Raw genomic sequence first — 12,929 nt, forward strand, 5'->3', positions numbered from 1 at the left:
TAGAATGCGGCGCCCTGCGCATCAATCCCTGTGGACGCTTCGCCTGTGAATTCTGTTACTGAAAAACCGCTCGCTGCCTCACTCACCCGCCCCGCGCGAATTCGCCTGGAATTCAGGAATCTGCTCGCCCTCGCGCTGCCGATCATCATCGCGCAACTGGCGACCACCGCCATGGGCTTCGTCGATGCGGTGATGGCCGGCCGTGTCGGGCCGCGTGACCTGGCAGCGGTAGCACTGGGCAACTCAATCTGGGTCCCGGTGTTTCTGCTGATGACTGGCACCCTGCTGGCCACCACGCCGAAAGTCGCCCAGCGTTTCGGCGCCGGCACCCACAGCGAAATCGGCCCGATTGTCCGTCAAGCGCTGTGGCTGGCACTGGTGGTCGGCCTGATCGCCACGTGCATGCTGGTCGCCGCCGAACCGGTGCTGCACCTGATGAAAGTCGATCCCGAGCTGATCGGCCCGTGCATGCAATACCTGCACGGCATTGCCAGCGGCCTGCCGGCGGTGGCGTTCTATCACGTGCTGCGTTGCACCAGTGACGGCATCGGCCGTACCCGCCCGGCGATGGTGCTGGGCCTGTGCGGTCTGGCGCTGAACATTCCGCTGAACTACATCTTCATTTATGGCCACTTCGGCGTACCGGCCATGGGTGGCGTGGGTTGTGGCTGGGCCACGGCCATCGTGATGTGGGTCATGGCGCTGGGTCTGGCCGGATGGGAGCGCTGGGCGCCGGCGTATCGTTCGAGTGAGATCTTCAGCCGCTTCGACTGGCCACAATGGGCGGTGATCAAACGTCTGCTGGCGATCGGCTTGCCGATTGGCATCGCCGTGTTTGCCGAGTCGAGTATCTTCGCCGTGATCGCCCTGCTGATCGGCAGCCTTGGCGCCACCGTGGTGGCCGGGCATCAGATCGCGCTGAACGTCAGCTCGCTGGTGTTCATGATTCCGTATTCGCTGGGCATGGCCGTTACGGTGCGTGTCGGCCAGGCGCTGGGCCGTGAAGAGCCACGGGAAGCACGCTTTGCCGCCGGCGTCGGCATGGGCACCGCACTGGCGTATGCCTGCCTGTCGGCGAGCATGATGCTGTTGCTGCGCGAGCCGATTGCGTCGATCTACACAGCGGATCCGACGGTGATTCACATCGCGGCGATGCTGATTGTGTACTCGGCGCTGTTCCAGTTCTCCGACGCGATCCAGGTGACGGCTGCAGGCGCTCTGCGCGGTTATCAGGACACCCGGGTAACGATGATTCTGACCCTGTTCGCCTACTGGGGCATCGGCCTGCCAGTGGGTTACGCCCTAGGTCTGACCGACTGGCTCGGCGAACCGCGTGGTCCAAGCGGTCTGTGGCAAGGGCTGATTGTCGGCCTGAGCTGCGCGGCGCTGATGTTGTCGTTTCGACTGACGCGCAGTGCACGCAAGCGTATTCGGATCAGTCGTTCGGTGGGCTGATCAGCCATAAAAAAAGACCTGCACATGCAGGTCTTTTTTTATGCCCGAATTCAATTGGACTTCTTGCGGATCCAGTACAGATAAGTACCGGCCTCTTCGTGCTGCCCCACCAGTTCGTGGTCGAGAAACACACAGAACTTGGGAATGTCGCGACGGGTCGAGGGATCGGTGGCGATCACCTTGAGCAGGCCGCCCGGCACCAGGTCACGTATGTGCTGGTGCAGCATCATTACCGGCTCCGGGCAATTGAGACCGGTGGCGTCGAGGGTGCCGTCGACCGGGGTATCGATCATTTCACTCATGATTCACTCCTGAAACTGGCCGGCATTGTCGCGCATTGCCGGGTGCTCAGTCATCTGTAGCGAGGGGATTTATCCCCGATGGGTCGCGAAGCGGCCCCAGAGACTGGGGATGCGCTGCATCCCATCGGGGATAAATCCCCTCACCAAAGAGATCATTCCCACAGGGTTTAGTGGTGACTCAGCGGGATTTGGCTTTCTTGATGTCATGCCGACGCAAATGACAGGTCACTTCCTCGCGGTCGTGATACAGCTGCTTGCAACCAATGTCGACCTTGATCCCGCGCGCCTTGAAGCCATCGGCGATGCGCTCGAGCAAGCGCTTCACTTCGGCATAGCGCTGTTTCATCGGCAGCTTGAGGTTGACCACCGCTTCGCGGCAATGACCGTCGCCGATCCATTCTTCAAGCATCGCCGCGTTACGCGCCGGCTTCTCGACGATGTCGCAGACCATCCAGTCCACCGGTTGCCTGGGCTTGAAGGTGAAACCGTCGGCCATCAAGTGTTGCACCAGACCGGTGTCCATCAGGCTTTCAGCCATCGGGCCGTTGTCGATGGCGGTCACCAGCATGCCACGGTTGACCAGTTGCCAGGTCCAGCCGCCGGGTGCCGCGCCGAGGTCGACGCCGGTCATGTCGCTGTGCAGGCGCTCGTCCCACTGATCACGCGGGATGAAATGGTGCCAGGCCTCTTCCAGTTTCAAGGTCGAACGACTGGGCGCCTCGCGCGGAAACTTCAGGCGCGGAATGCCCATCGGCCACATCGCCGAGTTGCCGGCGTCGGCCATGCCGAGAAACACTTCGCGACCACTTTTGAAGGTCAGCAGCAGGCGCGGTTTGCTGGCGTCGTCCACCAGTTTGCCGGCACCGGTCAGCGCCTTGCGCAGCGGGCCTTCGAATTTCTTGCAGAAGTTCGACAGCTCTTTGCCGTCGTTGGTATCGACCACTTCCAGCCACAGGCTGCCGCAGACCGGAAAGTCCGCCATCTGCTCGAGGATCACGCTGATGCGGTCGGTTTCCGGCAAATCGATGAAGACACCGCGCGCCCACTGGCGCGGAAAAATCAGCTCGGCGAAACGCTGGCCGCGCATCAGGCGTTCGGCGCCGTCTGCTTCGCTGCAGACAAACTCCGCGTACGCGGTGGCCGGTTTGGCCTTGGCGTAACCGGCCACATTCAACTGGGCGGCGAGGTCGGAAATCTCCGAACAGACTTCGCCTTCGAAGCCTGGCCGGCAATGCATGAATAGGGTGTTCATTCTTACTCCTGGGCAGAGGGCGGACATTCGGCCCCTGCACGCTGCTCAAGCCTTGCGGTGAAGCAAAGCCTGTCACGAAAACCGGCGCATGATAGCCGATGTCGGAACCTTGGACTTATCGATAGAGTCCAGTTATTAGCCAGCTACTGAAAACAGGGCTACGTTGATAGCTCTGCCCGTCCCCTCAGTCCGTAGCCGTGCGGACTCAAAGGAGTGATCGTAATGCCGTCCCTCGATAGTCTGAAGACCCTTAAAACACTGCAGATCGACCAACAAACCTACCACTATTTCAGCCTGCCGGATGCCGCAAAAAGCCTGGGCAATATCGACCAGTTGCCAATGTCGCTGAAAGTCCTGCTGGAAAACCTGCTGCGCTGGGAAGATGAAAAAACTGTCACCGGCGCCGACCTCAAAGCCATCGCCGCCTGGCTCAAGGAGCGCCGCTCCGACCGGGAAATCCAGTACCGCCCTGCCCGCGTATTGATGCAAGATTTTACCGGAGTGCCCGCCGTGGTCGACCTCGCTGCGATGCGCGCCGCGATGGCCAAGGCCGGTGGTGATCCGCAACGAATCAACCCGCTGTCGCCGGTGGATCTGGTGATCGACCACTCGGTGATGGTCGACAAATTCGCCACTCCGAGCGCCTTCGAACAGAACGTCGACATCGAGATGCAGCGCAACGGCGAGCGCTACGCGTTCCTGCGCTGGGGTCAGAGCGCCTTCGACAACTTCAGCGTGGTGCCACCGGGCACCGGGATCTGCCACCAGGTCAACCTCGAATACCTCGGGCGCACGGTATGGACCAAGGATGAGGAAGGCCGCACCTACGCGTTCCCCGACACCCTGGTCGGCACCGACTCCCACACCACCATGATCAACGGCCTCGGCGTGCTCGGCTGGGGTGTCGGCGGGATCGAGGCGGAAGCGGCAATGCTCGGCCAACCAGTGTCGATGCTGATTCCGGAAGTGATCGGCTTCAAACTCACTGGCAAACTCAAGGAAGGCATCACCGCCACCGACCTGGTGCTGACCGTCACGCAGATGCTGCGCAAGAAAGGTGTGGTCGGCAAATTCGTCGAATTCTACGGTGACGGCCTCGCCGACCTGCCACTGGCCGACCGCGCGACCATCGCCAACATGGCCCCGGAATATGGCGCGACCTGTGGCTTCTTCCCGGTCGATGACGTAACCCTCGAATACCTGCGCCTGTCCGGCCGCCCGGCTGAAGTGGTGAAACTGGTCGAGGCCTACACCAAGGCCCAAGGCCTATGGCGCCTGCCCGGTCAGGAACCGGTGTTCACCGACAGCCTGGCGCTGGACATGGGCAGCGTCGAAGCCAGCCTTGCCGGGCCAAAGCGCCCGCAGGACCGGGTCTCGCTGCCAAACGTGGCGCAGGCCTTCAGTGATTTCATGGATTTGCAATTCAAGCCCACCAGCAAGGAAGAAGGCCGCCTGGAAAGCGAGGGCGGCGGTGGGGTGGCCGTGGGCAACGCCGATCTGGTCGGCGAAACCGAATACGAGTATGAAGGCCACACCTATCGCCTGAAAAACGGCGCGGTGGTAATCGCCGCGATCACCTCCTGCACCAACACCTCCAACCCGAGCGTGATGATGGCGGCCGGTCTGCTGGCGAAAAAAGCCGTGCAGAAAGGCCTGACGCGCAAGCCGTGGGTCAAGAGTTCGCTGGCCCCCGGCTCGAAAGTGGTCACCGACTACTACAAGGCGGCCGGGCTGACGCAATACCTGGATCAGCTCGGTTTTTCGCTGGTCGGTTATGGCTGCACCACTTGCATCGGCAACTCCGGGCCATTGCCGGAGCCAATCGAGAAGGCCATTCAGAAAGCTGACCTCACCGTGGCGTCGGTGCTGTCCGGCAACCGTAACTTCGAAGGCCGGGTGCATCCGCTGGTCAAGACCAACTGGCTGGCCTCGCCACCGCTGGTGGTCGCTTATGCTCTGGCTGGCAGTGTGCGCATTGACATCAGCAGCGAGCCTCTGGGTAACGACCAGCAAGGCAATCCGGTGTACCTGCGCGATATCTGGCCGAGCAGTCAGGAAATCGCCGATGCGGTGAATCAGGTCAACACCGCGATGTTCCACAAGGAATACGCCGAGGTGTTTGCCGGCGATGAACAGTGGCAAGCGATCCAGGTGCCGCAAGCCGCCACCTATGTGTGGCAGGACGATTCGACCTACATCCAGCATCCGCCGTTCTTCGACGACATTTCCGGCCCATTGCCGGTGATCACTGACGTCAAGGGTGCGCGGGTTTTGGCGTTGCTCGGTGATTCGGTGACCACCGACCACATCTCCCCGGCCGGCAACATCAAGACTGACAGCCCGGCCGGGCGCTATCTGCGCGAAAAAGGCGTGGAACCGCGAGACTTCAACTCCTACGGCTCACGACGTGGCAACCATGAGGTGATGATGCGCGGCACGTTCGCCAACATCCGCATTCGTAACGAGATGCTCGGCGGCGAAGAAGGTGGCAACACGATCTACATCCCGAGCGGCGAGAAAATGCCGATTTATGATGCCGCCATGCGTTATCAGGCCTCGGGCACGCCGCTGGTGGTAATCGCCGGTCAGGAATACGGTACCGGCTCCAGCCGCGATTGGGCGGCCAAGGGCACCAACCTGTTGGGTGTCAAAGCGGTGATCGCTGAAAGCTTCGAGCGCATCCACCGTTCCAACCTGGTGGGCATGGGCGTGTTGCCGTTGCAGTTCAAGCTCGATCAGAACCGCAAGAGCCTGAACCTCACTGGCAAGGAAACCCTTGATATCCAGGGTCTGACTGGTGTCGAGCTGACGCCGCGCATGAACCTGACCCTGGTCATCACTCGTGAGGACGGCCGCCAGGAGAAACTCGACGTGCTGTGCCGCATCGATACGTTGAATGAGGTGGAGTACTTCAAGTCGGGCGGGATTCTGCACTACGTGTTGCGGCAACTGATCGCCTCGTGATTGCTTGATTCCCGTGGTGAGGGGATTCATCTACGATGGACTGCGCAGCAGGCCCTTTTTTGGGGTCGCTTCGCAACCCATCGGGGATAAATCCCCTCGCTACCGGTGCTCGACACAAATACTTTTCTGCAGGCGAAAAAAAACCCGCCGAAGCGGGTTTTTCCCAAGACCATTATCGACTCCCTGTCGGCAGCGATCCTTGCTAATGGTCGATCATCCGTGATCCTGAAACACTCCCTGTGTCTCAGTTGATGGGTGTAGATTACGCCGTGGATCCAATCGGCAATAGTCGCAAAAGCTACCACCGCGTGTAAGACATTCGCTATACAAGCCCTTCCGAAAACCCCTACGTCAGTCAGGCACTCAGCCTGCAAGCCACCATGTCAGTCACCATCACGCTCGCGCGTCTTCGCACTTTCGGCGAGAAACTGTTCAAGTCGACTTAATTGCTCCTCCCAGCCGCGGCTATCCATGTAGTACGCCTCCTTCTGCCGCACATCGGGGATATGCGCAAAGCCGGACTCGGACACCTTGAGCAATGTGCCGCTCTCGTAATCCTGCAGCTCGAACTTGACCAGCGTAGTCGGCTCCTGGGAATAGTCGATGTTCGGATTGACCGCGTACGGGTGCCAGCGAAACGAAAACAGCTGCTGCGGCTCCACCCGCTCCACCAGCACGTTCCACAGCACGTGTTCATAACCGGGATACGTGACCTGCCCTTGCGTCCATTCCCCGGCAATGAACCGCCTGCCCTCCAGTGCCACACCAAACCACTGACCAAACGCCTCGGCATCGACCAATGCACGCCAGACATATGAACGTGGCGCCTTGAGCGCGATTTTGCGTTCGAAACTATTGGGTACCGGTTTCATAAGTCACCTCCTGTTTTGAACAGTAGGCTTGTATGACCACATGTCCAACCTGAAGTTGTATCAAAGGGCTGCACCTGTCCAATCCAGAGGAAACATTCGGCGGCATTTCCGTTCATTGAAACGAGCGCCCCCCTCCGATGAACCTGTTACCGTTTCCTGCGAAATGGACACAGACAAGGATGAAGCATGCAGCCATCTCTCTCCGAACGTTATCGCGGCGCCCTGCTCGGCCTCGCTTGCGGCGACGCCGTCGGCACCACGTTGGAGTTCAAGCCAAGAGGCTCATTCCAGCCGCTGAGGGACATGGTCGGTGGCGGCCCCTTTCACTTGAAACCCGGGCAATGGACGGATGACACCTCGATGGCGCTGTGCCTGGCGGAGAGCCTGCTGAGGAAAAACACATTCGATGCGGCGGACCAGATGGGACGCTATCTGAATTGGTGGCAATGGGGGTATCTCAGTTCCACCGGTGATTGTTTCGATATCGGCATGACGGTCAGCCAGGCGCTGTCGCGGTATCAGCAAACCGGTCAGCCGTTCGCGGGATCTACCGACCCGTTTACCGCCGGCAACGGGTCGCTGATGCGCCTGGTGCCGGTGGTGCTGTTTTATTTCCCTGATGCCCGGCAGATTCGCCAGTTCGCCAGTGACAGTTCGCGAACCACCCATGCTGCACCTGAAGCCATCGAATGCTGTCAGTTATTTGCCGAAGTGCTCAGCAAAGCACTGCTAGGCGCCTCCAAGTCAGAATTGCGCAAATTGCCAGACACAACCTTCGTTCAACCTAAAGTCGCAGCCATCGCCCGAGGTGATTACCTCGCAAAGTCGGCGAGCGAAATCCGTGGCAGCGGCTACAGCGTCGAGTCGCTGGAAGCGGCGCTGTGGTGTTTTCATCACACTGACGGTTTCGCCGCGGCGATTCTGCAAGCCGCCAACCTGGGCGATGATGCCGACACTACTGCCGCGATCGTCGGCCAATTGGCCGGGGCCTACTATGGCGTTCGGGCGATTCCTGCCCACTGGCTGGAAATGCTCCATGACGGCGAGGAGATTGCAGCCACCGCAGATCGCCTGCTCGAAGCCTCCCGGCTACGCGTCCCTGATTAGAAGCTCCACAGCCGCTAAACTGCACTGCACTTTCATCCGACTCAGTGAGATTACCCAATGTCCCCACGCCTGCTTCTGGCCCTGACACCCTTTCTGTTCAGCCCCCTCGCCCACGCTGCCGTCGACTGCGCCAATGCCAGCGATCAGGCCACCATGAACCAGTGTGCCGGGCAGGAATTCAAGTCGACTGACAAGGAGTTGAACGCGGTGTATCAGCAGATCACCGGCCGCTTGAAGGACAACCCTGACCGCAAGAAGCTGCTGGTGGGGGCGCAGCGGGCGTGGATCGGGTTTCGCGATGCTGAGTGCAAATTTTCGGCATCCGGGGTCGAGGGCGGGAGTGTTTATCCGCTGATCTACAGCAATTGCCTGACAACTGTGACCAAGGCGCGGATTGAGGCGCTGAAGCAGTATTTGACGTGTCAGGAAGGTGACATGAGTTGCCCAGTGCCCGGGGCCTGATTTTGTAGTGGCTTCGGTCTTGCCGCCAGGTTTGTTGATTCCACACTTGGCGCACCTTAGGCGCGCTGGCCAGCGAATCGATTTCCGCACCATTACCAGCGATTGCGCGGAGCCGGAACAGAAGAAAGTGGCGCAGCAACAAAAACAAAACTAATTATTGTAATCAGATAATTTATCATCGAGAATTCGCTACCAAATTGTAACAACCAGGAATTTTCATGAGTACTCACATCAACGGATTGGCGCCGCAGCGCATGCATTGGATCGGTCTGCTGGCTGCGATTCTTGTCTGGGTTCTGGGGGTGACGGAGGTCGGTGGCAACGTGACGATCTGGTTCTTCAAGAAGGATGAAATGCTGGCAAGCCTGCTTTATGCCTTTGCAGAAGGCTCGCCGCAATTGCTTGACCCGTTTGTCGAAGGTGCATTGCTTGATCCTGACACCTGGCTGTCATCAACGGTCACTGCGCTGATCGTCTTTCTGGATTTCCTGCCCGTTGTCCTGTCGGCTTACGCGTTATGGCTGACCGGGTTGTTTTTTCTGCGCTTGTCGCGCGGCGAAACCTGGACCGACCGCAACATCAGAGTCCTCTGGCGAGTGGGCGTGCTCTGCATCGTTTCTCCGGCAACCTACCCGTTAATAGAGACCTTGCAAGGTCTGGCGTTGTCGATAGATCTGCCGCCGGGAGATCGGATTTTCCAGTTCTCAATCGGCCTGTCTTCCGCTTCTGCCTACGAGATAATCAAAGGCGTATTACTCTGTATTTTTTCAATTATCATGCGTGACGCAAAAGTACTCAGCGATGAGCAAAGCCAATACATATAGAACAATATAATGACCATTATCGTCCGCCTTGACGTCGTCATGGCCACGCAAAAAATTCGCTCGAAAGAGTTAGCCGCCCTGCTCGGAATAACCGAGGCCAATCTGTCATTGCTTAAAAACGGCAAAGTCAAAGGCGTGAAGATGGCAACTCTGGACAAGCTCTGCGCTGCGCTCGATTGCCAGCCGGGCGATCTGCTGGAATACCAGAAAGACTGAGACTTTCCCCGGAAGGCGAGTTGTTTATCGCAGGTCCCGATCGTTTAACTTTTATTCAATCCTTAGTTTCAAGGCGGCTTTGTCATGTCCCGTTATTTGTTATGCGCGCTGTTATTGCTGACAGCGTCACTCAGCGGCTGCGCCACACAATTTGACGTAGCACTCAATGCAATCCCTGATCCGGACTATCAGTTCGACCAAAAGGCAACCGTATTGGTGACCTCGACGAAAGGCGCCGATGAGAACGCACTGAATGCCCGCTATTATCTTCGCGACATGGTCAACGCATTGAAAGACAGGGGTTTCCAAGAGGTTTATACCGACGCCAGCCTGCCCAGAAATCACGCACCGATCAAAATGACTATCAGCCTAGATATCGGCAGCCGGCAAGTGTCTTACCGTTATACCGCTACCGATTATGGGCAAGTGCCAACCAGCACTACCACCGTTTGCAAGAACACCAAGAAGAAAGATGACCGACTGACCTGCACCAGTAAGCCCAATACGACCTATGGCCCGGTGGGTACTTCGGAGCGAATCGGCTATACCACCCTAAGTACCTTTATTGCCACCGCCCGGGATGAGGCGAGTAAACGCACGGTGTATCTGCTGCGGGCGTCGTCTTATAACGAGGACTGTCAGGCCGCCAAGGTCGAAGCGTTTCTGGTCGAGCAGGGCCTGCAGAACCTGAACTTCCAGGATCGCGTGCAACGCAACTACAGCGTCACGATGCCCGAGGGTTACAGCTGCAAATAGTCAGTTACCCAAACCCCTGCCTCGACAGCTTCACGGCGCAGCCAACGTGAGCCGGTGTAGTGAAGCGCATCCCGGCTACACGTGCGGGTCACCCGGCGGCTTGGCCGGCGCCGCGTATTGCGGCTTGAGGTGGCCATCCTGATCCAGTAGCCAGGCGTCCATGATCTGCCGCACCACGGGACCGGCAACCCGACCACCGGCCTCACCGTTTTCGATCATCACCGAGATGGCGATCTTCGGATGCTCTGCCGGAGCGAAGCCGACAAACAAGGCGTTGTCGCGATGCCGTTCTAGGGTTTTCTCACGGTTGTAACGCTCACCCTGCTTGATCGCCACCACCTGCGCCGTACCACTCTTGCCGGCGATGCGGTACTGCGCACCGGCCGCTGCGGCGCGCGCGATTCCCCGGGCATCGTGCATCACCATCTGCATGCCGTGGTTGACCTGATCCCAGTCACGCGGGTTCTTCAGCAGGATATTCGGCATCGGATGTTCATCGACCGGCGCTACGCCATCGACGGTCTTCGCCAAGTGCGGTCGATTCCATATGCCCTTGTTGGCAATCAGTGCGGTGGCCTGAGCCAGTTGTAGTGGCGTGACCTGCATGTAGCCCTGGCCGATGCCCAGAATTACTGTTTCCCCCGGGAACCAGGCTTGACGACGCGTGGCACGTTTCCAGGCCTGCGATGGCATCAAACCGGGCGACTCTTCGAACATGTCCAGCGAGACTTTTTCGCCGAGGCCGAACATCGCCATGTAGTCGTGCAGGCGATCGATGCCGAGCTTGTGCGCCAGATCGTAGAAGTAGGTGTCATTGGAACGCATGATCGCCGCGTCCATGTCCACCCAGCCATCGCCACTGTGGTTCCAGTTGCGGTACTTGTGATCGAAATCCGGGAGTTGGTAATAGCCCGGGTCGAAGACTCGTGTCTGCGGGGTCACAACACCGGCATCAAGGCCGGCAATCGCCACTTCGGGTTTGATGGTCGAACCCGGTGCATACAGGCCGCGTAGCACACGGTTGAACAGCGGCCGATCGATGGAATCGCGTAGCGCCGAGTATTCCTTGGAGCTGATACCGGTGACGAACAGGTTCGGGTCGAAGCTCGGATTGCTGACCATGGCCAGCACTTCACCAGTGGATGGATCGAGAGCCACCACCGAACCACGGCGGTCGCCCAGTGCGGCTTCAGCAGCTTCCTGCAGTTTGACGTCGAGACTTAGAACGATGTTTTTGCCAGGGACCGGATCGGTGTGTTTGAGCACTCGCAACACTCGGCCTTGGGCGTTGGTCTCAACTTCTTCGTAGCCAACGTGACCGTGCAGCTGCGCTTCGTAGAAGCGTTCAATGCCTGTTTTACCGATGGATTGCGTGCCGCGGTATTCCACCGAGTCGAGGGTTTTGGATTCTTTTTCGTTAATCCGGCCAACGTAACCGATTGAATGCGCAAAGTGCGGACCCAACGGGTAATGCCGAACAAACTGCGGCTCGACATCGAGGCCCGGCAAACGGAACTCGTTAACCGCCAACACGGCGATTTGCTCTTCCGTCAGTTCGTAGAACAGCGTCACCGGGGTGAATGGGTGACGGGACTGCTTCATGGCCTTATCGAAAACCGTACGATCTTCAGCGGGCAAATGCAGCAGATTGATCACCTCGTCCAGCTCCTGATTTACATCAGTGGCGCGTTCGCGGGTGATGATCAGGTTGTAACTGGGACGGTTATCAGCGAGCAGCACACCATTGCGATCGTAGATCAGGCCTCTCGTCGGCGGAATCGGCAATACGTGCACGCGGTTGTTTTCAGAGATGGTCGAGTGGTAGTCATATTCAACCACTTGCAGGATGTACAAGCGCACCACCAGCGCGCAGCTGATAGCAAAGACAAACAGAGCGCAGGCGATCAACCGTTTGTTGACCAAGCGCTTCTCTTTTTCATGATCTTTGATCGGGATGGGTTCAGGCATTTCTACAGCAACTCTTTGACATAATTTGAGCGCCGATCCGTGGGCATGACATCAATCCGTTAAAAAACGAGCTGCACCATACCAAAAACCGAGCGGTCACTTCAGAAGGATTTTCTCCAATGGCAGTCCTGGCGACGGTTGGAACACTCGCATCGTCTGATCTTGGCGAGCCAAGCACTTTCCTGCGGGCAAAACAAAACCCCAACTGCTTTCGCAATTGGGGTTTCGGAATTTAATCTTGACGATGACCTACTCTCACATGGGGAAACCCCACACTACCATCGGCGATGCATCGTTTCACTTCTGAGTTCGGGATGGGATCAGGTGGTTCCAACGCTCTATGGTCGTCAAGAAATTCGGGTACTGACTCGTGACCAACTGGCCTCGCTTCAGCAAATCGGGTATGTGATACAGGTGCTTTGTGAGCTGCGCGAACTTTCGGTTCATTGCGTCTTCACACACCGCAATCTGGTCTCTTTCGAGCATTCAGATTGCTTGGGTGTTATATGGTCAAGCCTCACGGGCAATTAGTATTGGTTAGCTCAACGCCTCACAGCGCTTACACACCCAACCTATCAACGTCGTAGTCTTCGACGGCCCTTCAGGGAACTCAAGGTTCCAGTGAGATCTCATCTTGAGGCAAGTTTCCCGCTTAGATGCTTTCAGCGGTTATCTTTCCCGAACATAGCTACCCGGCAATGCCACTGGCGTGACAACCGGAACACCAGAGGTTCGTCCACTCCGGTCCTCT

11 protein-coding genes and 2 rRNA genes (1 of these 13 only partly in view) are annotated in these 12,929 nt (G+C 58.3%); 7 read left to right on the forward strand and 6 right to left on the reverse strand.

What is annotated here, in order from left to right:
* Nucleotides 1–45: 45 nt before the first annotated feature.
* A complete protein-coding gene (locus ACYZUM_RS16305; protein WP_108183346.1) occupies nt 46–1,455 on the forward strand; it encodes an MATE family efflux transporter in 1,410 nt (469 codons plus the stop codon).
* Between the two features lie 50 nt (nt 1,456–1,505).
* On the opposite strand, the gene tusA is transcribed toward ACYZUM_RS16305, so the two are convergent.
* On the reverse strand, nt 1,506–1,757 hold the full coding sequence (gene tusA, locus ACYZUM_RS16310; protein WP_007961802.1) for a sulfurtransferase TusA: 252 nt from the start codon (nt 1,755–1,757) through the stop codon (nt 1,506–1,508).
* A gap of 178 nt (nt 1,758–1,935) precedes the next feature.
* Nucleotides 1,936–3,009 (reverse strand): 23S rRNA (cytidine(2498)-2'-O)-methyltransferase RlmM, encoded by a 1,074-nt coding sequence (rlmM, locus tag ACYZUM_RS16315; protein WP_108183347.1) that lies wholly within the window; start codon nt 3,007–3,009, stop codon nt 1,936–1,938.
* A gap of 222 nt (nt 3,010–3,231) precedes the next feature.
* Here rlmM and acnA point away from each other — a divergent pair, with 222 nt between their 5' ends.
* A complete protein-coding gene (gene acnA, locus ACYZUM_RS16320; RefSeq protein ID WP_142580101.1) occupies nt 3,232–5,973 on the forward strand; it encodes an aconitate hydratase AcnA in 2,742 nt (913 codons plus the stop codon).
* 383 nt (nt 5,974–6,356) lie between these two features.
* Here the strand turns inward: acnA and ACYZUM_RS16325 are convergent, their stop codons facing one another.
* A complete protein-coding gene (locus ACYZUM_RS16325) occupies nt 6,357–6,845 on the reverse strand; it encodes an SRPBCC family protein (RefSeq protein WP_041069044.1) in 489 nt (162 codons plus the stop codon).
* Between the two features lie 186 nt (nt 6,846–7,031).
* On the opposite strand from ACYZUM_RS16325, the gene ACYZUM_RS16330 reads away from it, so the two are divergent.
* The 5 genes from ACYZUM_RS16330 to ACYZUM_RS16350 all read left to right on the forward strand — a co-directional run bounded on the left by ACYZUM_RS16330 (nt 7,032) and on the right by ACYZUM_RS16350 (nt 10,210).
* Nucleotides 7,032–7,952: an ADP-ribosylglycohydrolase family protein gene (locus tag ACYZUM_RS16330; RefSeq protein WP_108183349.1), complete on the forward strand. Its 921-nt coding sequence runs from the start codon at nt 7,032–7,034 to the stop codon at nt 7,950–7,952.
* Nucleotides 7,953–8,009: 57 nt separating this feature from the next.
* Nucleotides 8,010–8,414: a lysozyme inhibitor LprI family protein gene (locus ACYZUM_RS16335; protein WP_108183350.1), complete on the forward strand. Its 405-nt coding sequence runs from the start codon at nt 8,010–8,012 to the stop codon at nt 8,412–8,414.
* 218 nt (nt 8,415–8,632) lie between these two features.
* Nucleotides 8,633–9,238: a DUF2975 domain-containing protein gene (locus tag ACYZUM_RS16340; protein WP_041069052.1), complete on the forward strand. Its 606-nt coding sequence runs from the start codon at nt 8,633–8,635 to the stop codon at nt 9,236–9,238.
* A 9-nt stretch (nt 9,239–9,247) separates the two neighbouring features.
* A complete protein-coding gene (locus ACYZUM_RS16345) occupies nt 9,248–9,454 on the forward strand; it encodes a helix-turn-helix domain-containing protein (protein ID WP_003226632.1) in 207 nt (68 codons plus the stop codon).
* An 84-nt stretch (nt 9,455–9,538) separates the two neighbouring features.
* Nucleotides 9,539–10,210 carry a hypothetical protein gene (locus ACYZUM_RS16350; RefSeq protein ID WP_108183351.1) on the forward strand — a complete coding sequence of 224 codons (672 nt, stop codon included), beginning with the start codon at nt 9,539–9,541 and terminating at the stop codon, nt 10,208–10,210.
* A gap of 75 nt (nt 10,211–10,285) precedes the next feature.
* Here ACYZUM_RS16350 and mrdA read toward each other — a convergent pair whose 3' ends face one another.
* From mrdA to ACYZUM_RS16365, 3 genes are all read right to left on the reverse strand, one after another.
* The gene (gene mrdA, locus ACYZUM_RS16355; RefSeq protein ID WP_108183352.1) at nt 10,286–12,178 is read right to left on the reverse strand and encodes a penicillin-binding protein 2; all 1,893 of its coding nucleotides are present in this window, start codon (nt 12,176–12,178) and stop codon (nt 10,286–10,288) included.
* 236 nt (nt 12,179–12,414) lie between these two features.
* Nucleotides 12,415–12,530, reverse strand: a 5S ribosomal RNA gene (rrf, locus tag ACYZUM_RS16360).
* Between the two features lie 154 nt (nt 12,531–12,684).
* Nucleotides 12,685–12,929: ribosomal RNA gene (locus tag ACYZUM_RS16365) — 23S ribosomal RNA — on the reverse strand; it runs 2,647 nt beyond the window's last position.

The sequence above is a fragment of the Pseudomonas sp. m6p genome (assembly GCF_055760375.1).